The following is a 21,802-nucleotide window of genomic DNA, read 5'->3' as shown; positions in this document are numbered from 1 at the left end:
GCCCAGGGCAGGCTGCCTTAACCCGTGGGGACGAGGAGGATGCTGGTGACACGGAGCCGAGACCGTATTACGATTTGGGGGTGGAGAAGATTAAGGGAGTGCCGGTCACCGAGGAGATGATCCAGGAGTGGGCCGACGAGGCGGAGCAGGGCTACGACCTCGAAGAGCTGCGCAAGCGGGGCCGAAAGCCGATGGGCGACGGGCCTGCTCGGGTGGTACCCGTCCGTCTCGACGACACTCTGCTCGGCGCGCTGGACGAGCGTGCGGAGCGCGATAACACCACACGCTCCGAGCTGATCCGTGCTGCGCTTCGCGCCTACGTCGGGTGAAGGTCAACCCCTCAGCACTGAAGCATGGGCTGAGTGAGCTCGACATCCTCTATGCGGCCGAGAACTGGGCCTACGCCAGCGAGCCGGACGAGGACATGCCGACCAAGCAGTTCGTGTTGGGCTTCGACCGGAGCGGCCGCCTTCTCGAGATGGCGATTCTGACTTTCGACAGCGGCCACCAGCTCGTCATCCACGCCATGAAGGCTCGGCGACAGTACCTGCATCTCCTCGAATGAGCACGCGACCAGCAAGCACTTCTGGATGTTTCCTACCCCTGGGTAGGCTGCGCTGGTGAGTGCGTCGGAGAGACCCGTGGAGGTCTTCTTAAGCGCGGCGGAGCCCGGGGACCGGATGAGTTTCGACCTTGTGCGGTGGAGTCGGAGCGGTAGTGGTGCTGTCCCGGACGCGGAGGAGGTGCTGCGAGCGTCGTGCCGTTCGGTGGAGCAGGTGAGCGCTGAGAGCACTTTGGGTGCGTTCCTTACCTCCGACGCCGATCTCGATGTCGTCGCTTGTGGGCAGACAGAAGCCCATTTCTGGCTGGCAGCCCGGTACATGTTGCCGTTCCGCCCGCGCAAGGGTCCGTGGCCGGCCCTGCGCGCGCAGGCCGACACCGTCCACCGCGTGACGTTCAACGAAGTGATCGACGCCGCGGCCTGGACGCACTGGGAAGCCGGGGTCAGGGTGCGCGAGGTCGACCTCGGGCTGACTGATCGCCCGTTCGCTCGAGGCCGGATGGAAGCCTTCGAGCAGGGGCTGTGGGACGGCATCGTGCACCGACCCGAGCCCGAGCCGCGACTGGTGCCCGTGCCCTCGGAGTACCAGCTCGACATCGATGCCATGATCACGGCCGAGCCGCCGGAGAACCTGGTAGTCGAAGCCGACGGGACCCGGACCCTCTTCCTCAGCGGTGAGCCGGAGTTCCTCCTCACGGAAGGGCCGGTCCGTCACGGGTCGGGCTTCGTCCTTGACGCGTCTGATCCCACGCATACGGCGCGGCACTTCATCAACCCCGACACCGCCAACCTCACCCCCGTCCGGGACGACGGGATCGACGACAGCGTGGACCACGAGGCACTCATCACCGCCGCGCTCAACGACTGGTTCGGCCTCTCCAGCCCCACCAAGCAGTGGGACTGGCCCTGCCAGCTCTGGCGCACCCGCCCCTGAACCCTCAGCCATCACGAATCGTCGGCCGTCGGCTCAACGCACGCCCTCGATAGAGCAAGTGTTCCGCGGAACACCGCCACATCTGAGGCGACCGGCGCGCGGCATGAGCGTGAACATGCGGTGCGGCTAGTTGCACCTCAGCCAGGCGGCCCGTTCGTAGGAAACGTCGTCGGGCGCCGCCACCCACATGACGCCAAGATCGACTCCCGCCTCCTCCCACGGCGTCTGCAGGCAGGGTGGATTTCCGCTGCCGTGTGTCGAGCCATCGGCCCAGTGGATCTCGTCGACGGAGAAGGAGATCTGGTTTCCTTCGTCTGATGTGAACAGGGCCAGGCCGTTGACATCGTTTGCGCGCATTGCGAGGCCCGTCTCGGTCCGGCTCTGCTGAGCTCCGAAGGGAGAGGCGGTGCCCGCCAGGTAGCCCACGGCCACTAGGGCTACTGCACCGACAACGAGCCGAAGATCGACAGCCTGTCGCCGGTCTAGCCGAGGGGTGAGGTTCTGCGCCATGCCCGATAGTTGCAGACGCCGCCCTTTCTGGAAGCACCTGGCACGGACTGACGACCAGCGAAGCTGCTCCAAGTCTCGACGGCCCGAGGAACTCGGCTTCCCATCAACGTTCTTGGTGCTATCAGCAACGAGTGGCGGTTCCGGGAGCCCTCCCCGCGAAAGCCATACTTCCCAACGGCGGCAAAGTCGGACACGGGTACTGTGCGCTCGTGCGAGGGGCTCCGGCCGTGTGAAGGGTCTGATACGGTCCTTGGACGTGCGCAACGGAGCGCACTTGGAGTCAGGAGGGACTCTGATGGGGGCTTGTACTCGACTGGGTCGGGTTAGTGGGGTGTTTGCAGTGGTCGCCGCCCTGCTTATCGCCGTGAGCGCGACGGCGTACGCGATTCCAGGTGTCAAGACGGGCTCAAAGTGGCGCAGCAGCTGCTCGGTCGCGGCGCCTCAGCCGTGGGTCAACGGTCGCACACAGGGTACGACCTACATCAAAGGGCCCGGAAGGACCGACACGGTCATGTACTTCAACTCAAGTATGCAGAATCGGCAGGTGATCGGCGCCTACAACGGCGGCGACTACCGGGTTGAGGGCCTAACGCACATCGACATCACGCAGACCTACGGCTATTGTTCTGACTGATGGCAAGTACGCGCATCGGGGCACCGTTGATCTTTGCCGTGGTCCTCGTAGCGTCTGGAACTCTTCTGCCAGGGTGCGCCACGGAAGGCAGCGCGGGGCGCGGGAGTTCACCGCCGCCGGACCAAAATATAGAGCAACTGGAGCGTGAATACCTCCAGAGAATGAGCGACTGCTTCACCGAGGCTGGGTTTCCTTCGCAACCGCAGTCCGACGGAAGCCTACAGATCGACGACGGGCCAGACGACCAGCAGGAGGCATTCCGAAACGCTGCCGAAGTCTGCCGGGAGCAGTCGGGAGAGCCAAAGCTCGCATCCTTGACTCAGGCTCAGGTCGGGGTGCTCTACGACCTCCAGCTCGAAGCAGGAATCTGCCTCAGGGATGCGGGTTTCCGGACCGTCGAGATGCCCTCGCGCGAGACCTGGGTCTCGCAGTTCGTAGCCGCTCAGCAGTCGACGAGCAGCTCCTCCTTCCCGGTCACCCCCTGGGACGGGCTCCACCTGCAGGACGCGGAGGAGTCCTGCCGCCAGCCCGGGCTCCAGGACGTCTTCGCCCGGATGGGCTCCGGAGGTTGAGTCGCGCCCAGCTTGTGGGGCGTCACGAGCCGTGCGCGTCTTGAGGAGGAGAGGGAACGCTGCACGGACGGGTTGTCGCCGCTGAGGTCAGATACACGCAAGGTCACTGCACGCTCAGCCAGAGGGGTACTCCTTCCAGCACCTGACGCCGACGCCACCGACCTTGCCGTCTGAGGTTCCCCGCGGAGCGTGGAGGCATCCACAATGAGGATCGAGATGCCAGAAACAAGGAACAAGTAGCCCAGTTACTGATCCGCCACTCCCACGGTGATTGGCGCCTGGCGATCGAGGCCGAGCAGGCGCTCATGCTCACCGGCCAGGTCCGCGACCTCGACACCCGGATCGCCGGCCTCTACGCCGCGCTGGACCCGGCGCAATCGCCCGCACCGCCCCCGGCGCCGGACGCGTCCTCGGCACGGCGATCACCGCCCGCCTGGGCGACCAGCACCGGTTCGCCAGCCTGGCCGCGATCCGCTCCTACTCCGGCCTGGTGCCCAAGGTCTCCCAGTCCGGGCAGGCCGAGCACCACGGCGGCATCACCAAGGCCGGCGACCCGCTCCTACGTCAGTCGCTGCGGATGGCCGCCGACATGGCCCGCCGAACCGACCCCCAGCTGGCCTCCACCTACGTCCGGCTGATGAACGCCGGCCGCCACCACGACACCGCGATCTGTCACGTCGCCCATCGACGGCACCCTGATCACCCTCAGCCGCCTCGCTGCGTGCCTGCGCACCAACAACCCGGCCCGCCAACACTCACTCTAACTAGAGACGGGACAGCAGGGCTCAACCTATGACCCCCATCGCAAGTGGGAAAATCCGCTTGACTCCCTCTGGTCTCACCCACCTTGACAATTTCTGGGAGAGCCACTTCAGGCGAGTCTTGCCGGCCGGTTGACAGTGTCATTGAGTGACCCTACTCTCAGGATTCCCATCGTGACACGAGCGGCAGGGAGGCCGAATGTGGTGACTCAGAGCAGGCGACGCAATTCGGGGATCGGAAGAGCGGCGACAACGGGCGTGCTGGTTTGCGGGCTGATTCTGGGTTCGGCTGGGCCGGGAGCGGCGTACGGCTTCAAGGACGGCTATAAGTGGCGTTCTTCATGCACGATTCAGCCATCGGACCCCTGGCTTCACGTCACTGCTAGCGGCACCGTAGACATTGTCGCCCCGGGCAAGTCGACGGTCACGCAGCGGAGCGGCACGGGATCCTGGGACGTGGCGGGCACCTACAACGGCGGGTATTGGTGGGTCGAAGCGAGCATCTCCGTCTCTAGCACCGGCACGTACGGCTTCTGCCGCAACCCGTGAAGGTCGTCTCCGCACTCTGGCCCGTGGGGCTGCTGGCATTAGGCCCCGTCATCGTGACTGGCTGTACTCCGACAGGGGCGGACACGACCAGCGCCACCGCTGCCCCGACCACGACCTCGACCTCGACCGCGGCCGGTGCCACGAAAAGAACCCCCGCTGGGCAGGGCTCGAGCCCGTCGTCGAGCAGCCCGGCAGATGGTCAGGTCATCCCTGGCGCTGCCATCGACCGTGGTAACGAGGCCGAGTTGTCTCGTCAGTGGTGGGTCGCCAAGGCGCAGTGCCACACCGATAACGGCTTCCCCGCGCACTACGACGGTGAAGGCATCGAGACCGACGTGGGGCCGGGGCAGCAGCGCGACTACCAGGAGATGACAGCGCGTTGCCAAAGCCAGGTGGAGGCCGAGCTCGGTCCTCTGCCGTCTGCCATTCCCTACGCCGCTGTTGAGCTCAGGGCGCTGTACCACCTCAACGTCGAGACCAACTCGTGCCTGGCACAGCACGGGTACCCGACCACCGAACCACCAACGGAGGAGTCCTTCGTCAGCACGTATCAACAGGTGTATGCCGGCCACGATGGTGCGCTGGACGCGCTGTGGTCGCCCTATCCTGATGACCCCAACCAGGCCATCTCCGCCCGCGAGGCCTGCCCCCCGGCGATGGGCCCCGAGATCACCGAATGGCTGGAGAAGCACGGTGGCGACACGGGCTGAACGGCGCGGTGGGAGTACGAGAACGAGAATGGCTTGCCTTTCTGCGCGTTAGGGTGACGGCAACCGTTCCAGGTGAGGGGTGTGAGGCATGCCTGGCTCAGGCGTGAAGGGTTCGCCGGTGCGTCGTTCGCTGGGTGCCTTCCTGGTCGTGCTGCTGGTCGTGGCGGCCGCGGGTGCGGGGTGGTGGGCGTCGCGGGCGACGTTGACGTCGGCGGTGCCCGAAGAGGACGCGGCGGGGTCTGCGTCCTCGCAGGTGGTGTGGGCGCAGGCGACCGAGGGGTCGGTGGGGAGGTCGTTGCCGCTGTCGACGACGTTGCGCCAGCCCGCGGTGCCGGTGGCGCAGAACGGCTTGTCCGGGGTGGTCACGAGCATCTCGCCGGGTGAGGTCGACGAGGGGGACACGGTGTATGTCGTGGGCGACACCCCGGTGCGGGTGGTCCAGGGGGAGGAACCCTTCTGGCGCGAGCTGGCCCGTGGGGCGAAGGGGCCGGACGTGGAGGGTCTGCAGCGGTTGCTGATCGAGCAGGGCCACCTGACCGGGGACGCCGATGGCGACTTCGGGCCGGGCACGGAGCGGGCGGTGAAGGCGTGGCAGAAGGCGCAGGGCAGGGAGCAGACCGGCACGGTGCCGCTGGGGGAGCTGGTCGCGGTGCCGGACCTGCCGGCGGTGGTGCAGCTGGGGGAGAGCATCGTGGTCGGCAGGACCCTGGGTGGGGGTGAGGACTCGGTGCTGGCGCCGACCGGGCAGCGGGAATTCGTGCTCGTGGTGACCCAAGAGCAGGCCCGGTTGATCCCGGCGGAGGCAACGGTGGAGATCAGCTACGAGGAGCACACGTGGACCGGGGTGATCGCCTCCTCGGCGCAGGACGAGTACGGCTCGACCACGTTCACCCTGTCCGGCCCGGACGGTGAGGAGGTGTGCGACCCGGAGTGTGACGTGCTGCCGAACGACGCCCAGGTCACCCTGCGGTCGCAGGTGGTGATCGTGCCCCGGGTGGAGGGCACGACGGTGCCGGCAGCAGCGGTGCACACCCGGGCCGACCGGTCGGCGTATGTCGTCACCGACGGTGGTGAGGTCGAGGTCACCGTGGCCGGGTCGGGCCAGGGCGTGGTGGTCGTGGAGGGTGCCGGGCTGGGGCCGGGCACCCGGGTGCAGCTGGTCGGGGGGCAGGGCGCCCCGGCACCGCAGCAGCCCGCGCCTCAGGCACCCGCGCCGGAGCCGGTGGACGAGCAGGGTGACGATGCCGACTCCACGCAGGGCGGCTGACCCGTGCTGTCCGTGGAGGGCCTGTCGTTCGCCTACCGGCGGGGAGCGGAGGAGCTGTTCGGTGGGTTGTCGCACGAATTCACCCCGGGTGCGGTGACGGCCGTGACCGGCCCGTCGGGGCGGGGCAAGTCGACGCTGCTCTACGTGCTGGGGTTGATGCTGACGCCGACGCGGGGAAGGGTGCTGCTGGACGGACGGGCCGTGTCGTCAGCGCCAGACGCGGTGCGGGCGCGGGTGCGGGCGCACCGGATCGGGTTCGTCTTCCAGGACTCTGCGCTGGACCCGACCCGCACCGTGCTGGACTCGGTGGTCGAGCCGGCGCTGTATGCCGGGTGGGGCCTAGGCCGGGCACGGTCCCGGGGGCGGGAACTGCTGGAGCAGATGGGGGTGGGTGCCCGTGCGGATCACCGTCCGGGGGAGATCTCCGGCGGTCAGGCGCAGCGGGTCGCGGTGTGCCGGGCCCTGGTGACCGACCCGCTCGTCATCCTGGCGGACGAGCCGACCGGCAACCTGGACCGCGACAACGCGGCCGGGGTGCTTGCCGCGCTGTCCGCCGCCGCAGGAGGGGCTGGCAACGCCGGTGAGAGTGAAAGGGACGGCATAGGCGATGTTCCTCGCACGGTGCTGATCGCCACGCACGACCCGTTCGTCATCGAGCACGCGGACGAGGTGCTGTCGCTGTGAGGTGGCTGCTCACTCTCCGGGAGGCGCTGGCCACGACGTGGGCCGCGAAGGTCCCGTCCGCGCTGGTGACTTTCCTCGTCGCGGTGATGTGCGCCGCGACCCTGGCCACCGTGGGCCGGACCGCGGCCGCGGAGGAGCAACTGCTGGCCCGGCTCGACTCAGCCGGGTCGAGGGTGCTGGTCGTCTCCGACGCCCGCGGGGACGACCTGATCTCCCCGACGATCGTGGACCAGGCCGCGGGCCTGTCGACGACCGAGCGGGCGGTCGGCACGCTCATCCCGGTCGACGTGGTCAACGGGGTCATCGGGCAGGGCGGCACCCGGGTGCCCGCCTGGGGGATCCACGGCGACCTGGCGGCGGTCGCGACCCTGACCAGCGGCCGGTGGCCCGGCCCGGGAGAGGCGGTCGTCACCGCCGAGGCGATGACCCGGCTCGGGCTCGACGCCCCGGTCGGGTGGGTCGCGCAGGCGTCCACGACCGTGGTGGACGACTGGTCGGTCGTCGGGTCGTTCACCCCACGGGAGCCGTTCGGCGACTACGGGTCCGGGGTGCTCTACGTCGCGCCCGAGGGCAGGGCGCTGGACTCCGTGCACGTGGTCCTCACCTCCGCCGACGTCGCGCAGGCCGCGCAGGGGCAGGTGCTGCGGCTGATCGACCCGCCGGCACCGGACAGCGTGACGGTCACCTCACCGGTGTCGTTGGCGCAGCTGCAGGAGCAGGTGACCGGTGACCTGGCCACCTTCGGCCGCACCCTGCTGCTGGGTGTCCTCGGGGGAGGTGCGCTGCTGGTCGCGATCGTCACCCTCGCCGACGTCCTCGTGCGCCGCAAGGACCTGGGTCGCCGACGCGCCCTGGGCGCCACCCGGGCCGTGATCGTCGCCCTCGTGGTGCTGCGCACCCTGGCCCCCGCCCTGCTCGGTGCCGCCATCGGCGTCGCCCTCGGACTGTGGGCCACCAGCAGACTGGGCGCGGGCGCCATACCCCCCTGGGAGTTCACCACCGGCACCGCCACCCTCGCCCTCCTCGCCGCCGCGGTCGCCGCGATCCCACCCGCCCTCTACGCCGCCACCCGCGACCCCGTCAGAGTCCTGCGCACTCCCTAGCGCCCTCAGTGCGGCAGAGTCGGATGGTTCTCATATCCACTTGCTCAGGCTGAGCCGCTTCGTCAGGCTCGGGCGATGACCTCCAGTGACTTGTGGGACGCCGATGCCGCCAGGCGCTATGACGACGCCTCGTCTCCGATGTTCAGCCCGGAGATCCTCGGCCCCACGGTGAACTTCCTTGCCGAACTGACCGGGGACGGGCAGGCGCTGGAGTTGGCCATCGGGACCGGTCGGGTGGCGGTGCCCTTGCTTGAGCGGGGCGTGCCGGTCGCTGGCATCGAGCTCTCGGAGCCGATGGTCGAGCAACTGCGAAGGAAGGCATCGGCCACCGAGATTCCCGTCGTGGTCGGCGACATGGCGACCACACAGGTAGAGGGCGTATTCTCTCTCGTGTACCTCGTGTTCAACACGCTGGGGAACCTGCGCACGCAGGAGGAGCAAGTCGCATGCTTCCGCAACGCGGCGCGCCACCTCGCTCCTGGTGGACACTTCGTGATCGAGCTGTGGGTACCCGGCATCCGCCGCTTCCCGCCCGGGCAGACAGCCGTGCCCTGCGAGGTCACAGAACACCACACCGGCTTCGACACCTACGACATGACCACCCAGCAAGGCACTTCGCACCACTACTCGAGGGAACCCGACGGGACGTACCGGTACTCGGCGAGCAACTTCCGCTACGTCTGGCCGGCCGAGTGTGACCTCATGGCCCAGCTCGCCGGGCTCGAACCGGCCGGACGCTGGGCCGACTGGACCCGCTCGGAGTTCACCTCCGAGAGCGACAGCCACATCTCCGCATACCGCCTGCCCGCATAACCGAGCGCGGCAGTACCGCGCGCTCCACTTGCGCGAGAGCGTTTGAGTCTGGCTACCTGGTCATCAGGAAGATCAGCAGGACGCTCAACGAGATGACGATGGCCGTCAGTGAGTGACGTATGACGGCTCGATTGTGGTCCTCGTGTCTCTTCATTTTCTCAGGATGGCATTGGCAGCGGCGGTCGGGCGCCACGGCGCCTCGGGCGCATCTGTGCACCCGGCGGCCGCGTCTGCAGGGCGCCAAAAGTCGGACGAGGATAGCCGTCCTCCACGTGGCAGTGCAGGACATCATCCCCGAGTCGGATAGCGCTCGTCCCTCCCAGGGGGGGATCAGCTTCGTCAGCTCTCCGCATGCGGTGCAGCGATACTCGAGGCGTATCGCGGTTCCAAAGAAGTGGCCCTCGGTGACGGCCCCGCTGGCTGACAGGTCTTCAACGCGATCGAACTCGTCGCCGCCACACCGGCGGCATCTCGCTCGGTCGGCACCGGTCATCTTGACATCATGGCGTCCGACGATGCGCGACGCATGCATTTCGAGCTTGGGGGATCATGGTCGCACTCGCAAGGCGGCAAAGTAGTGCGTGGAAGAGCGACGGAAACCGGTGTCAACCGCATCTCCCAGACCTCGAGGCCCTCCACGAGTCGCACCACGGTTGGGCGGGGAACAGCGGCGCCCGATCAAGTTCGCAGGACGTCTGTAGCGGCCCTAGGCTGAGACCGTGTTGACGGGACAGTCCGTGATTCTTCGTCCAGTGCGTGAGGCAGACCTGGACCTTCTTTACGACGCGCACACGAACATCCGCAACCGTGGGGCGTACTTCCCCCTCGGGGTCATGTCGCAGTCGGCCTTTCGAGGTGAGTTCGCTCAGCACGGGTTCTGGCAGAAGAGCGAGGGGATGCTGATCATCCAGTCCCCGCAGGGCGAGATCGTGGGGCACATCGAGTTCTTCCACCCGGTTTCGTACTGGGATGCGTTCGAGCTGTCGTACCAGCTGTACGCCGAGCAGCATGCCGGGCACGGGTTCGCGACCGAGGCGGTCCAGCTGTTGGTGGACTATCTCTTCGGTACCAAGAAGGAGCACCGGATCCACCTGGTCATCGTCGTCGAGAACACCGCCTCACGACGCATCGCGGAAAAGTGCGGCTTCGTGCTGGAAGGAACCGTACGGGGCGCGTTCTTCAACGACGGCCGCAACCAGGACGTGTTGCTCTACTCCCTGCTGCGGACCGACCCACGGCCCTGGCACCACGATGCCGACGGTCCATGAACAGGGGCAGTTGATGGCACGCCCTCCCCACCCAGTCCACGCACGCGACCGCGGGTGACTCAGCGCCCGAGCCGCGATGACACCTCCGCGCTCACGGCGTAGCGAGGCGGCCGGTCCTCGGAACGAGCGCCCCGCGGCAGAGCAGGTCGTTCTACGGGCCGGCCAGCTCGGGGTAGTCGCCGATGATGGTGGTGCCGTGCTTCTGGGCGAGGGCGAGCAGCCTGTCCGGATCGGCCAGCAGGTTCTCCTCGCCCTGCTCGGCCACCTCGGCGAAGATCTTTTCGAAGCCGGGAGGGGAGATGAGGGTGATCATGCGAACGGGTTCGTCGGAGAGGCGGCGCAGGCCGTGGGTCGCACCACGGGGTACCACGATGAAGGCACCGGCCGAGGCCGTGGACACCGTTTCTTCGGCCCACACCTCGACCTGCCCGGCCAGGACGTAGAAGGCTTCCTCGGCGTCCGGGTGGGTGTGCAGCGGCGTGGTGTCGCCCCAGAACTCTTCCTCCATGACGGAGTAGGCCATCGCCACGTGGGAGCCGTCGGTCTTGACCCGATACGTCGACCCCAGGGCGGTGACCTCCTCGCCGCCATCTGGCATCAGGAATAGTGACGACACGACGAGCTCCTCTCGAAAACCAAGTAGCACCTACCAGGGTGCCAGCGAGCAGTCGCCGCTGTCACGACCTTCCGACCGGCTGCAGAAGCGTGCGCGGGGTGGGCCGTGTCAGGCCAGAAGCGAGGATCTTGAGCTCAGGAAGTGCCCGGGCCTTGCCACCTGAGATGGGTTCAGGTGCTGGTCGCGGACTTAGGGAGTGATGATGAGGCGCACGTCCGTGGCTTGAACGACCTCGTCGGCGTAGACCGCGTGCCAGGTGCTGATGTACTCACCGGGCTCCAGGTCGAGGACCACGGCAAACGTGCGGTACACCGTCATGCCGTAGTCGGGCAGGTTCACGTTTTTGACCGGAGTTGCCTCCACGTCCAGCTCCACCCGCTCACCAAGGGTGCCGTCAGGAAGGACCGGCGTCAGCCAAACCCGGTCTGCTTCCGACAGCAGCTCCGCTGCAGCCTCTCGGCGAGTCACCCCAGCCGCCTCGTAGGGGTAGAACCAGGTGACTTGACCGGCGAAGACGTCATCGTCGGTGAACGTGTGGGTGGAGCCGCTGCCCTCCCAGTCACCGAACAGGAAGTAGCTGCAGTCGCTATCGGCGCGGGCGATCCCGGCGTGGTCTTGTCCGCGTTGGATCTGTGCCCACCCGCGGGGGGCAGCCTCCAGGACGCTCTGGGCCTGCCCCCGTGTGCAGGTGTCGTCGTCAGCCGGGGCTGCCTGAGCCGGCGATACCAGCCCCGCCCCCAGGACAAGAGCGGTCCCGGCAGCCGTCATGATCCCCGCACTGCTTCCTCGTCGCATGGCGTGCATGGCATTTCCTATCCTTGGTCGATGACGATGGCTCAAGGATGTGCGGTGCCACTCGGCCATGCCATACGACGTTCGGCGTATTGCGCCAGAGCGCCCCAGCTGCCGGACGTGTCGATGCAAAGGGCAACCCAGCAGGGCGCCAGTCAGACGAAGAGTCACGACCACACCGGAGCACTTGCCATCATGTATGTCGGACGAGCGTAGCCGTCCTCCACGCGGCAGTACAGGATGGCGGCGTTGACTTCAGCGGCTGCGCGATGCGGAGGACAGTTCGTGGATGAAATAGCAGGAGGCACCATCTGATTGGGCCAGATTATCCCCAATAGATACGTATCGGGGATCGCCTTCCTCATCCGCCGAAAGCCGGACCGTTCGCCCGTCGCTGAGCCCGGCTCGCGCCTCGTGCAGGATGTCCTGGACGGTCATCGCATCAGACTTCGCCAGATCTGGCGACCGACCATCCAGGGACGCGACGCTGGTGACCTCATCAGCGGACACTTGGATATCGAACGTTCCCAGGAACGCGCGCTCACCACACAAGCTGGTGACCTGGAAGCTGTAGTCGGCCGGCGCCGTCCAAGGGTCCACCTCGTCCAGTCCCGAGGCGGTGGGCAGATGCCAGCGCGCCGCGCCGAGGGCACATGCCGCCGTGCCGACAGCTTCACCGTCGTCTAGGCAGGCCGCATCAACAAGGTCCTTACCGAGCGCGTCCGGACCCAGTTCCACGTCGAGGTACACCACGTCGTTACCAGGGCAGTCCGCGCCACCGGAGAAGTGTTCGACCGTCGTGGTGATGACGACCTTTTCCCCATCCACGACCACGGTGGGCTCCAAGACCTCACCCGTCACGCCGTTGGCGCAGCCAAGGCGAGTGACGCCCACGCGCAGAGTCGAACCCTCGGCAGCCGGCTCAGGCGCAGCCATCACCTGCCAGGTCGCCGCATCCCCAAGGATGCTCGCCTCGCGGGCGGGGGGACTTCCCGCACCTGTCAGTTCCCCGCACCCCGTCATACCCACCAGGACCAAAGCAGCGGCGACTACCACCCGGCCACGCGCCAGTGCACCGCCCCGTTCAGCAACGTCGCTCCGGTCCACCGGTACCTCCACAGGTCGAGTGTGGCTCAGACGGCGGTAGCGTGCCGTTGGTTCCAAGCGCAGCGAACGGACAAGAAGGCCCAGCCGAATGCGGCAAATGAGTGCGTCGGCGGTGCGCTCTCTGGAACACTCCAGCCATGTCGTACGACGTCTTTTTCCAGGGTTTCAACGCAGGTGAATCATCGGGCAAGGGCGGCGCCGAGATGAGAGCAGTCCTCGCGCCGCACGCGGACCGTCAGGAGCACTCTTTTTTGCATATCCGCTACGGGGACGGTGAGGCGGACGTCTATCTGGAGGACGACGGGATGATGGCCAACCACATCACAGGCCGCGAACCGTGGGACCTGCTGTTGCGAGGCGCCCAGGCCGCAAAACTGGGTCATCATGCCGCTGGACGCGCCCGTCTTCCTCACTGCTCCTGGGCAACGCGAGCAGCTGCCCCACGGCCTCGGGGACGAGGCTGTCGACGTCGAATCCGGCGCTCAGGTCGCGGCGATGATCGAGGGGCAATGACGGCCAAGCACCCGTTTCCGCTGCGCAGCCACGTAAGGACGAGCAGCCGGCGGCACTGACGCACGTCCCACGGTCCATGCGGCAGTTGCGAATGTTTGGAGGCATGGGTGATGGGTACGCGTGACGAGCCTGGCCTGACCGCTGTTGTCCTGTTTGTGTTGTAGTTCAGTGTTGGAGGGACTCCAGGACCAGGGCGAGTGGGGCCCATTGGCCGCGTCCACGGCGGATGGCGGTGTAGGCGCGCAGGGTGACGGGTGGATCTTGCAAGGGGATGACGGTCACCCCGGGGTGGGTGGGTTGGTCGAGAGGGAGTAGCCCGACGCCGAGGCCGGCTCGGATCAGGTCCTGAACGAGCTCGAGGCTGTCGGCGCGGTGGGTGATGACCGGGGCGAACCCCGCCATAGATGCCAGTGTGCGGACGACTTCCTCGTCTGCGGTGTTACGTGAGTTCACGATCCATCCGGTGTCGCGGTAGCTGTGAAACAGCGTGACTGCATCTTCGTGGTCCGCGGTGTCTGTGCGGGGCACGCCCAAGCCCCAACCCACGGACCACAGCGGTGCCGCTTCCAGGGTGCTGTCGGGAGGGGCCGGAGCCAGGTTGTAGTCGTAGATGAGCACAAGGTCAACGTCATCACGGGCCAGCAGACGTAGGGCTTCGAGAGGTTCATGCTCGTGAATCTGCAGCTGAACCTTCGGGTGACTGGTGGACAGGCCGCTGACCAGGGGGAGCAAGGAGCGGCGGATCGCAGTGGCAAAGCCAGCGGTCCGCACTGTGCCGGCAGGTTCTGCCTCGGGGTCCAGGTCGGCTCGGGCGACATCGACGGCAGCCAAGATCGTGACGGCGTGCTCGGCCAACCGTTGCCCAGCCGGGGTGAGCCTGACCCGGCGCCCGATGGGTTCGAGCAGCGGGGTGCCCACCTCCCGGGCGAGGGCGGCGATCTGTTGGGAGACCGTGGAGGTGGTGACGCCAAGGTTGTCGGCGACCTCGCGCATGGAGCCGAAGCGGGACAGGTGCAGCAACATCTCCAGTCGGCGCAGGTCCATGCCGCTGATTGTCCACGATCCATGAACGGTATGTCCAGGTCTGCCACGTGGACGTGAACGGTCGGTGTCCTGTGCACTGATCAGCATGACAACCACGAGCACGCATCAAGTCACCGCAGAGCGCGGCGCCAGTTCGCCCGCGAGAGCCGGAGCCGTGATGGCACTGGGGTCAATGACGTGCGTACAGCTGGGCCTGGCGGCCTCGATCGGCCTGATGGACGAGCTCGGCCCGGCCGGTGTGGCGTGGCTGCGGCTCGCCTGGGCCGGGGCGTTGCTGCTCTTGTTGGTCCGACCACGCCCGTGGACCTATACCCGCTGCAGCCTGCTCACCTGCATTGCCCTGGGCGGTGTCACCGCAGGCATCACCATGCTGTTCATGGCGTCGGTGGAGCGGTTGCCACTGGGTACCGCCAGCGCGCTGGAGTTTCTCGGACCACTCGCCGTCGCCGTCGCCCGCGGCCGCGGAGCTGCGCGCGTGTGGGCGTTCGTCGCAGCAGCCGGCGTCTTACTTCTCACCGAGCCCTGGCACGGAGGCACCGACCCGGTGGGGGTCGCCTACGCACTCGGCGCCGCGTGCTGCTGGGCGGCGTACATCCTTCTCACCCAGAAAGTCGGCGACCAGCTCGCCGGTGTTCAGGGCCTAGCCATCTCCATGCCCGTCGCGGCCCTCGTTGCCACGGTGGTGTCCGGGCCTTCGGTGCTCACCGCCCTGAATCCTCAGGTGATCCTCGCCGGACTCGGCCTCGCCCTGCTGCTCCCGGTCATTCCCTTCGCGCTGGAACTGTCCGCCCTGCGCCGCCTCACCAGTGCCTCATTCGGCACGTTGATGAGCCTGGAGCCTGCCATCGCGCTAGTCGTTGGACTAGCCCTGCTCGGCCAGGTACCGGGCTGGGCTCCCGTCGCAGGCCTTGCTCTTGTCGTCGCCGCAGGCATCGGCGCCGAACGCACCGGCGCTCGCACCATCACCTGAGCAAACGACCCGCGGGCGGCCGCGGTGGCCCAACCGCGCTGCATACCCCGCGGACAGGTCCTGCGGCGCCGATGGCTCTCATCAAGGCAAATACTCAGTGCGGCATGAGCGCGCACTGGATGGAGGCCAGCCGTGCCAAACTCGGGCATGCCTGATCAGCGCCTGCACGCCCTTGCCGCCGTTGACGAAGCCCTGCAGGACCCCATCCGAGTTCTGCGGACGGTGACGGCATCGGCTGACTTCGACGACGCGCTGCACGCGCTGCAGGATTCCTTCGGCTGGGATGAAGTTCAGGCGCGGCTGGTGATGCAGTTGCCCATAGGCAATACGCATAAGGATTTCAGGGCTCGAGTCGCACAGGACCTGCAGCAGCACGACCACTGACCCCACGCTCCACGCGGCATTTCCGGACGTTTCTGGCGTTCACGTTGGAACAAGGTGAGTTCGTCACGCGTCGGACCTTCATGATCGTGACCAGGGTTTGCCTCGCTGCGACCACGTCGGGGGCGGTGCTGTTGCTCGGGGGCTGCGGTGACGTGTCGGGGGATGTACCCCTAGGTGGTTCCGCCGCACCTGAAACGGTGGTGCAGGTCTATAAGGACGTCGAGTTCTACCCGGCCTGTGGCAACGAGGTGCTCGACTTGGACGGCACCACCTGGTACCAGCTCCTCCCGGAAGAGCAGCGTGCACTGCGTGAGGACCCTGGCGATGAGAACTCATTGGGTCCGGCATCGCCCGACCCGTTCACGACGGTCCAAAGTTTCGCGCCCCTGTCCCAGGGGCCGAAGATCACGCTGATACGCGGCATCAATGTGCCGGCTGTCGTTGCACCCGGGCCGGGCGACGACATAGGCGACGTGACTGTCTTCGCCGACGGACTCGCTCTCTTCGAGTCCGACAGCGGAGACCTGACCACGTGGCTCACCCGGGAGCAACGCACCTACAACTGGGTCTGCTGACCGACCTCAGGTCGACAAAGGGAACATGGGCATCACGGAGCACCCGCACAGGAGGCGGCAGTAGCGCGCGGCCACGTCAGTGCGGCAGTAGCGGACGGGCCCGATAACGCCGTTGCTAATTCCCATGCCCGGCCGATGTACTGATGTGCCATCGGGTTCGCGCGTGCGGGAGGTGTGGTTGTGACGAGTTACAACGAGCTTGGCGAGGTGTACGAGTGGCTCATCTCGGATGCCAAGCTCGGTCCGGCCGAGTTCGCCGCGTCGTTCGATGAGGTCCTCGGTCTCCTGCCGTCGGACGCCCACGTCCTGGATTGTTCGTGCGGTACCGGGCAGTTGGCGGTTGGGCTCGCCGGTCGTGGCATGGATGTTGTGGCTACTGACGCCAGCGAGGTGATGGTTCGTCGAACGCAGGAGTTGGCCCTGGAGTTCGCGGCACGTGTCCGCACGCTGCGGGCAGCGTGGGAGGAGTTGCCCGACCATTTTGATGACGGCACCTTCGACGTGGTTTTCTGCGTCGGCAACTCACTGCACCATGCAGAGGGTGCGGGAGGCAGGCTTGCTGCTCTGGAGTCGATGGCACGGCTTCTGGGCCGTGGTGGGCGCCTGGTACTCACCTCGCGCACCTGGGAGCTTGTCAGGGCTAGAGGTTCCCGGCTGGACATCGGGGACCGGCTCGTCCGCCGAAACGGCCGCGACGCCGTCGTGATCTACCGGTGGGAGACTGCGCCTCGTTGGGACGAGGAGCATCACATTGAGATCGCGATCGCCCAGCTCGATGGGGGCGGGTCGGTCATCGTCCGTTCGGAACTGCTGTCGTGCTGGCCCTACCGATACGACGAACTCGCAGCCGAGTTGCGTCAGGTCGGGCTCCGCACAGAAGTGAGCACGTTCAACCTTGAGGCCGAGAACTACACGGTCGTGGCGAGCAAGGTGTAGACGACGGATAACGCGAATTCCCGGCCGGCCAGGGCGCCGCTCCTAAGCAGCTGAGGCCCTCGTCGGCGCGAACGAGTTGCGGCAGGTGCGGACGTTGAGGTGATTCACCGACAAAGATGGGCGTCATGACTGACGCACCTCGCGTGACTCGGGTTGGACTCATGCAGTACGACTGCACCTTCTATGTGGGGGATCTGCCAGTAGACGCCACCATCGTCGCAGCGGGCCATGAGCCGAACGGCTACTTCTGGGAGGGGATGCTTCGCTACTTGGAACCCGACCTCGCGGAGCAGATCGAACTGGATTCGGAGGGCGGGATGTTCGCTGCCTTCGGTCGTCGTCGCCAGATGAAGCGCATACAGGGCGTACTGGCCCCCTACCTGATGGACAACGGACTAGTCGCGGACACTCTGGCGGCCGCTGCACGCACAGGGTTCGACTTCGATGACTGATTCTGCGCGCTACGCCTGACAGCAACCAGCGCGCGGACGGCGGCAAGAGCGGACGGCGCGAGGCTGGCCGCTCGGAGTGGTTCAGGGAAACGTTGCGGTTGGCCTCAGGTTGTGTTCGGCGGCCGGAGGGAGGGGCCGCCGGGTGCTTCCCACGAGCCGTCCGTTGGGATGACGCGCCTGCGCTCGAACCCGCGATACCACGTGCCCTGATGGGTAAGTTGCCCCTGATCCCCCTCCGCGAACTGGCCGTACTCGCGTGGTGGGATCTTGACCTCGATGCGTTCACCACTCCCAACCTCGAACGTGGCGAAGTAAGCGGTCTGCACCGCGCTGTCGCCCGCCCCGCCCTCGGTGTGGGTCCGCTTTCCGACCACCCGTGCGGCGACGGTCTGCTCGGGCAACGCGGAATTGTTGGCGAAGGTCTGCCCGGCTTGGACCAGCTTCACGACGACCACGATCACGAAGATGATGAAGAAGATGCCCATGAGCACCGGCATCGCGGAGAACAACCCCTCGCCCGGTCCAGCAATAGGGTCGAGAGACACCCCCGGATCGAACTGCACGTCAGGATCCATGGCCGGGCCCGATCCGTTGGCGCCTGCCCACAGCGGCCGCCACATGGTCGTATGCATCAGGCCCACCTCCTCGATGAGTGCCAAGGTTCAACTCGGCCCAGGTCGGACGCTACCGTCCGGCGACGGGTTCCCGCGGCCAGCACCCCCCGATCGGGTCAAGAACCTTTCTTGGGTCCCAGGCAAGCGCTGTCCGTGCCGGGCCAAGCATGTGTTCGGCCAGGCGGACGCCCCGAAGACCTAACGCCCTCCGAGCGGCAGGACCGGATACGTACTCGGGTGAGCTGGACGTCTTCTCGCATCCTCGCTGAGGCACGTGATAGCAAATGGCCCTAGGCCGGGCCCGTGCGACCATCGGCACATGCCGACACGCACCGGGGTCATCCTCGCGGGCTCTCTGCCCTCGCGCCTCCACGCGCTGTCTGCGCTGCTCCTCGGGCTGCTCCTCGTGTTAAGCGGCTGCGGCGACGAAGACGGAACAAGCATTGACGATCAGATGCGCCGGGGCGACCCGCAGGGCTACATCGCTGGCGATGGATCGATCCAAGTCCTCGCCCCTGCAGAACGCCAAACGACGATCACTCTGGAGGGTGTCACTCTCGAGGGCCATCCATGGAGCTCGGCCGACCATAGCGGTGAAGTCGTCGTCATCAACGTCTGGGGCTCCTGGTGTCCGCCATGTGTGGCGGAGACACCCGATCTGGAGCAAGTTGCCTCGACCCTGGACGACGTCGACGCGCCTGTGCAGTTCATCGGAGTCAACTACCGGGATAGCGTGCCCAGCGCTTTCGCCTTCCAGCGCAAGTTCGCCGTTACCTACCCATCCCTCCAGGACGACGGCGGCAGGACTCGCGCCCAGTTGCAAGGACTGGCGGCCGCAACCCCTACAACGATGGTGCTCGACAGACAAGGCCGCCTCGCCGCCCGTGTGAGCGGTCAAGTAGAGGCAAGCACGCTTCGTGGCCTGATCGACGACATCCTTTCCGAAGACATGTGACCCGGGATCGCCGCTCCAAGCAGCTGGCCCAAGCGTTACCCCCTACTACTCTCCGGGCCGGCCGAGGAAGGTCGCCTGAGCCACTCAGCTCCTCTCGGTAGTGCCGTCCCAAGCAGGACGGCAGCTGGCAGAGCAACTGCGGCTGAGTAGGCCCAGCCCCATCGGGAGAACGCGGTGAACAAGGCGCCGAGAGCAGCGGCGGCTGCCAACGCTACCGACGAGGTGAGAAGGAAGTGTGGGAGACGACCCAGCTTCGACGTGTAGATCGTGCCCGCGATTCCGGACGCCCCACCGCAGACCGCTCCGATGAGGACGCCGAGCAGTGGCAAGGCAAGCAGCAGGGAGGCGTACTCCGCAGACGACCCGATAGCCATATAGATGGCGGCCGCGATACCCGTCAACCCGCCGAGGGCCATGCCGAGCAGCAAGCCTGCGGCACTCGACTGCCAGTAGAACTGCGCCCGGTTCTCCTTGCTCGTCACCGGGCTGATACTGCCAAACAGGCGCCCGACACGGGTCCGCGCCATGCGGCAGGGTCGGACGCTACGCGATCACAGCGGCAGAAGAGTGCGTCAGGCGGCTGCGTGGTGCGGGGCGCGACGGTCCTTGCGTAGCCATCTGAGCAGATGGAGCAGCGACTGGTGGATCGCAACTCCGACGGCGGTATTCAAGGCAGCCAGTCCAGCCGCTCCAAGGAACTCATTGGGTGACTCGATGATGCCGTCGAACCACAGAAGCAAGGGCCAGCCCAGGGTTGCAACCAGGAGGCAGGTCTTCCACCAGCGGCCGAGGACCAACCCGAACAAGAGCATCGTGGGAATCATCGGTCCCTCCTCAGATCCTCACCGTACGCCGTGAGCCCCGGTCCCTGGCCAGGATGCGATCAGCAGGAGGACAGTGCGTCTGCCAAGGGCGTCCGCCGTCGCGGCGAGCCTCTGAGGGTGTGAACCTCGTGGTGGACGGCGTGTCGCCGGCACATAGTCGTGTTACGCGAGTATTCATGTCCCATGAGTACCGGACTGAGGGAACCGTCGTTCTTGATCCTGACGGCATTGGTGAACCAGCCGCTGCACGGCTATGCACTGCTCGAGGCGGTCGAGGAGGCCTCCGGTGGTCGGGTGCGCCTGGCCGTGGGGAGCCTGTACGCCACGCTGGACCGAATGGCGGCTCAGGGGTGGGTCGCGGTGGCCGAGGAAGAGGTCGTCAACGGACGGCTGCGGCGGACCTACGAGATCACCGCTGCGGGAAAGAGCGTGCTCACCGCCGAGGTGGAGCGCATGAACTCGCTGGTGGTCGAGGCGAGCCGACGGCTTGGCTTCGCGCCCCGTCCGCGGCGGGCGGGAGGTGTGGCATGAGGGCATCGGCCTACGAGCACCTGTGTCACCTACTCACGCTGGCCTACCCCGAGCCGTACCGCAGCACCCACGGCGCCGAGATCGTCGGTGTGCTGCTCGACGCGGACGACCGCCGCCCGGGCACGTGGCGCAGGATCCGTGAGGTGGGCGGAGTCGTGGTCCATGCGGCCAAGGTCCGTGTCCTGTCGCCGCACGTCACTGGCGCTGAGGCTGCGCCACGCCCGTGGCACCTGGCGGGCATGCTTGTCATGATGGTGCTGGCCGTGGTGGCGACACAGGCCTGGACATCGGCTTTGGTACGCCTTGCTGACGCCGAGCGGGGAGACGGATGGCTGGACCCCCGCTGGCCGGTCCACGCGGCATGGCTCATCGCCGGCGTCATGATCTGGGCTCGCCGCCCGGCGGCAGCATGGGCGGCGATGCTGGTCGCAGCTGTCCTGGTCACCGCCTACCCGGTATTCGTCGCGACCGGCATCCCGTGGCCCGCTCAGGTGCCCGGTACGTGGGGCCACGCCACCCCGGCTGACCCATCGCCCGGGTTGCCGTTGACCGCCAGGGACGCCGCCTGGTGGGGCCTTTCCTTGGCTGCTGTGGCCATGACCGCCACCCCGCGCAGGCTCGCCACAGCCGTGGCCGCCCTCCCGCGCTTCGCGGTGGCGCGGGCCGCCCTCATCAGCGCCGGCCTCGCGGCAGTGACCGGACTGATCGCGCTTGCCGACGCCGCGGTCAACCACAGCTACTGGTTCACCGCCGAGCATGTGCGCACCTCGCCGCTGCCGGCATTCGTCGTCCTGGCAGTCCTGGCCGCACACCTGCGCGTGCGGGCGAAGACCGGAGCAGTCGTCCTGACCTTCGCCATCCTCGCGCTGGCCTCAGCCTCGGCAGCCCCGTCAATCTTCCAGCTGACAGCCGTCCTCACCGCAGCGGCCGGGGGTGTAGCCCTCGCACTGACCGCACACAGATCCATCAAGAGCCCCGCACGGGGATGATTCAGGCCACCGCGCCGTCCAGTGGCGTCAGGGCCGAGCGCCAACCGGCAGGACTTGAAAGCCACGCGCCCGCAGCGGCAGTACAGGATGTTCACCGGAGCGCAGTATCGCTGCCGCGCCAAGCTTGTGCGTA

Annotated in this window: 29 protein-coding genes; 21 read left to right on the top strand and 8 right to left on the bottom strand. The window is 67.0% G+C overall.

Features of this window, described 5'->3' with window-relative positions; all coding sequences use genetic code 11:
- Positions 1–80 precede the first annotated feature (80 nt).
- Genes Q4P07_RS09525 through Q4P07_RS09515 form a run of 3 tightly spaced genes read left to right on the top strand, consistent with a single transcriptional unit; the run spans position 81 to position 1,496 of the window.
- Entirely contained in the window at positions 81–329 is a 249-nt protein-coding gene (locus Q4P07_RS09525) for a ribbon-helix-helix domain-containing protein (protein ID WP_368660266.1), read from the top strand.
- A complete protein-coding gene (locus tag Q4P07_RS09520; RefSeq protein ID WP_303374678.1) occupies positions 326–565 on the top strand; it encodes a toxin in 240 nt (79 codons plus the stop codon). Before Q4P07_RS09525 ends, Q4P07_RS09520 begins: the two co-directional genes overlap by 4 nt.
- Positions 566–620: 55 nt before the next feature.
- Entirely contained in the window at positions 621–1,496 is an 876-nt protein-coding gene (locus Q4P07_RS09515) for a hypothetical protein (RefSeq protein WP_303374677.1), read from the top strand.
- Positions 1,497–1,622: 126 nt separating this feature from the next.
- Here Q4P07_RS09515 and Q4P07_RS09510 read toward each other — a convergent pair whose 3' ends face one another.
- Positions 1,623–2,006, bottom strand: coding sequence for a hypothetical protein (locus Q4P07_RS09510; RefSeq protein ID WP_303374676.1), 384 nt, complete (start codon positions 2,004–2,006; stop codon positions 1,623–1,625).
- Between the two features lie 340 nt (positions 2,007–2,346).
- Here Q4P07_RS09510 and Q4P07_RS09505 point away from each other — a divergent pair, with 340 nt between their 5' ends.
- The 9 genes from Q4P07_RS09505 (at position 2,347) to Q4P07_RS09465 (ending at position 10,367) form a co-directional block, all read left to right on the top strand.
- Positions 2,347–2,640, top strand: coding sequence for a hypothetical protein (locus tag Q4P07_RS09505; RefSeq protein WP_303374675.1), 294 nt, complete (start codon positions 2,347–2,349; stop codon positions 2,638–2,640).
- A 314-nt stretch (positions 2,641–2,954) separates the two neighbouring features.
- Positions 2,955–3,212: a hypothetical protein gene (locus tag Q4P07_RS09500; RefSeq protein ID WP_303374674.1), complete on the top strand. Its 258-nt coding sequence runs from the start codon at positions 2,955–2,957 to the stop codon at positions 3,210–3,212.
- Between the two features lie 271 nt (positions 3,213–3,483).
- The gene (locus Q4P07_RS09495) at positions 3,484–4,008 is read left to right on the top strand and encodes an IS110 family transposase (RefSeq protein ID WP_303374673.1); all 525 of its coding nucleotides are present in this window, start codon (positions 3,484–3,486) and stop codon (positions 4,006–4,008) included.
- A 759-nt stretch (positions 4,009–4,767) separates the two neighbouring features.
- Positions 4,768–5,232, top strand: a complete 465-nt coding sequence (locus tag Q4P07_RS09490) for a hypothetical protein (protein WP_097188884.1) — start codon at positions 4,768–4,770, stop codon at positions 5,230–5,232.
- A gap of 118 nt (positions 5,233–5,350) precedes the next feature.
- Positions 5,351–6,499: a peptidoglycan-binding protein gene (locus tag Q4P07_RS09485; RefSeq protein WP_303374672.1), complete on the top strand. Its 1,149-nt coding sequence runs from the start codon at positions 5,351–5,353 to the stop codon at positions 6,497–6,499.
- A 3-nt stretch (positions 6,500–6,502) separates the two neighbouring features.
- Complete coding sequence (locus Q4P07_RS09480; protein WP_303374671.1) at positions 6,503–7,183, top strand: ABC transporter ATP-binding protein; 681 nt, start codon at positions 6,503–6,505, stop codon at positions 7,181–7,183.
- Positions 7,180–8,286, top strand: a complete 1,107-nt coding sequence (locus tag Q4P07_RS09475) for an ABC transporter permease (RefSeq protein WP_303374670.1) — start codon at positions 7,180–7,182, stop codon at positions 8,284–8,286. The genes Q4P07_RS09480 and Q4P07_RS09475 overlap by 4 nt, the downstream gene beginning before the upstream one ends.
- Positions 8,287–8,361: 75 nt before the next feature.
- Positions 8,362–9,099: a class I SAM-dependent methyltransferase gene (locus Q4P07_RS09470; protein WP_303374669.1), complete on the top strand. Its 738-nt coding sequence runs from the start codon at positions 8,362–8,364 to the stop codon at positions 9,097–9,099.
- A 719-nt stretch (positions 9,100–9,818) separates the two neighbouring features.
- Positions 9,819–10,367, top strand: a complete 549-nt coding sequence (locus Q4P07_RS09465) for a GNAT family N-acetyltransferase (RefSeq protein ID WP_303374668.1) — start codon at positions 9,819–9,821, stop codon at positions 10,365–10,367.
- A gap of 151 nt (positions 10,368–10,518) precedes the next feature.
- On the opposite strand, the gene Q4P07_RS09460 is transcribed toward Q4P07_RS09465, so the two are convergent.
- The 3 genes from Q4P07_RS09460 to Q4P07_RS09450 form a co-directional block, all read right to left on the bottom strand.
- Positions 10,519–10,983 carry a cupin domain-containing protein gene (locus tag Q4P07_RS09460; RefSeq protein ID WP_303374667.1) on the bottom strand — a complete coding sequence of 155 codons (465 nt, stop codon included), beginning with the start codon at positions 10,981–10,983 and terminating at the stop codon, positions 10,519–10,521.
- Between the two features lie 189 nt (positions 10,984–11,172).
- Positions 11,173–11,751, bottom strand: coding sequence for a hypothetical protein (locus Q4P07_RS09455; protein WP_303374666.1), 579 nt, complete (start codon positions 11,749–11,751; stop codon positions 11,173–11,175).
- Positions 11,752–12,030: 279 nt separating this feature from the next.
- On the bottom strand, positions 12,031–12,669 hold the full coding sequence (locus Q4P07_RS09450) for a hypothetical protein (protein ID WP_303374665.1): 639 nt from the start codon (positions 12,667–12,669) through the stop codon (positions 12,031–12,033).
- A 597-nt stretch (positions 12,670–13,266) separates the two neighbouring features.
- Here Q4P07_RS09450 and Q4P07_RS09445 point away from each other — a divergent pair.
- Positions 13,267–13,395, top strand: a complete 129-nt coding sequence (locus tag Q4P07_RS09445) for a hypothetical protein (RefSeq protein ID WP_303374664.1) — start codon at positions 13,267–13,269, stop codon at positions 13,393–13,395.
- Between the two features lie 165 nt (positions 13,396–13,560).
- Here Q4P07_RS09445 and Q4P07_RS09440 read toward each other — a convergent pair whose 3' ends face one another.
- A complete protein-coding gene (locus Q4P07_RS09440) occupies positions 13,561–14,439 on the bottom strand; it encodes a LysR family transcriptional regulator (RefSeq protein ID WP_303374663.1) in 879 nt (292 codons plus the stop codon).
- 172 nt (positions 14,440–14,611) lie between these two features.
- On the opposite strand from Q4P07_RS09440, the gene Q4P07_RS09435 reads away from it, so the two are divergent.
- From Q4P07_RS09435 to Q4P07_RS09415, 5 genes are all read left to right on the top strand, one after another.
- Entirely contained in the window at positions 14,612–15,409 is a 798-nt protein-coding gene (locus tag Q4P07_RS09435) for a DMT family transporter (RefSeq protein WP_303374662.1), read from the top strand.
- 147 nt (positions 15,410–15,556) lie between these two features.
- Positions 15,557–15,793, top strand: coding sequence for a hypothetical protein (locus Q4P07_RS09430; protein WP_289020381.1), 237 nt, complete (start codon positions 15,557–15,559; stop codon positions 15,791–15,793).
- Between the two features lie 200 nt (positions 15,794–15,993).
- On the top strand, positions 15,994–16,368 hold the full coding sequence (locus tag Q4P07_RS09425) for a hypothetical protein (protein ID WP_303374661.1): 375 nt from the start codon (positions 15,994–15,996) through the stop codon (positions 16,366–16,368).
- A 180-nt stretch (positions 16,369–16,548) separates the two neighbouring features.
- Positions 16,549–17,304 (top strand): class I SAM-dependent methyltransferase, encoded by a 756-nt coding sequence (locus tag Q4P07_RS09420; protein ID WP_303374660.1) that lies wholly within the window; start codon positions 16,549–16,551, stop codon positions 17,302–17,304.
- Positions 17,305–17,429: 125 nt separating this feature from the next.
- Positions 17,430–17,756, top strand: coding sequence for an Imm51 family immunity protein (locus tag Q4P07_RS09415; protein WP_303374659.1), 327 nt, complete (start codon positions 17,430–17,432; stop codon positions 17,754–17,756).
- 104 nt (positions 17,757–17,860) lie between these two features.
- Here Q4P07_RS09415 and Q4P07_RS09410 read toward each other — a convergent pair whose 3' ends face one another.
- Positions 17,861–18,331, bottom strand: coding sequence for a DUF2500 domain-containing protein (locus Q4P07_RS09410; RefSeq protein ID WP_303374658.1), 471 nt, complete (start codon positions 18,329–18,331; stop codon positions 17,861–17,863).
- A 358-nt stretch (positions 18,332–18,689) separates the two neighbouring features.
- Between Q4P07_RS09410 and Q4P07_RS09405 the strand changes: the two genes are divergently transcribed.
- The gene (locus tag Q4P07_RS09405) at positions 18,690–19,325 is read left to right on the top strand and encodes a TlpA disulfide reductase family protein (protein ID WP_303374657.1); all 636 of its coding nucleotides are present in this window, start codon (positions 18,690–18,692) and stop codon (positions 19,323–19,325) included.
- A 35-nt stretch (positions 19,326–19,360) separates the two neighbouring features.
- Here Q4P07_RS09405 and Q4P07_RS09400 read toward each other — a convergent pair whose 3' ends face one another.
- Both Q4P07_RS09400 and Q4P07_RS09395 read right to left on the bottom strand, forming a co-directional pair.
- Complete coding sequence (locus Q4P07_RS09400) at positions 19,361–19,807, bottom strand: hypothetical protein (RefSeq protein ID WP_303374656.1); 447 nt, start codon at positions 19,805–19,807, stop codon at positions 19,361–19,363.
- Between the two features lie 90 nt (positions 19,808–19,897).
- The gene (locus Q4P07_RS09395) at positions 19,898–20,149 is read right to left on the bottom strand and encodes a hypothetical protein (RefSeq protein ID WP_075958309.1); all 252 of its coding nucleotides are present in this window, start codon (positions 20,147–20,149) and stop codon (positions 19,898–19,900) included.
- Between the two features lie 183 nt (positions 20,150–20,332).
- Between Q4P07_RS09395 and Q4P07_RS09390 the strand changes: the two genes are divergently transcribed.
- Positions 20,333–20,680, top strand: a complete 348-nt coding sequence (locus tag Q4P07_RS09390) for a PadR family transcriptional regulator (protein WP_303374655.1) — start codon at positions 20,333–20,335, stop codon at positions 20,678–20,680.
- Entirely contained in the window at positions 20,677–21,669 is a 993-nt protein-coding gene (locus tag Q4P07_RS09385; protein WP_303374654.1) for a hypothetical protein, read from the top strand. Before Q4P07_RS09390 ends, Q4P07_RS09385 begins: the two co-directional genes overlap by 4 nt.
- Positions 21,670–21,802: the final 133 nt, after the last annotated feature.

Source organism: Ornithinimicrobium sp., from assembly GCF_030537745.1.
In the GTDB taxonomy this organism is placed as follows: Bacteria; Actinomycetota; Actinomycetes; order Actinomycetales; family Dermatophilaceae; genus Ornithinicoccus.
The sequence above is the reverse complement of the archived record's forward strand: the minus strand, read 5'-3'. Positions and strand labels throughout refer to the sequence as shown.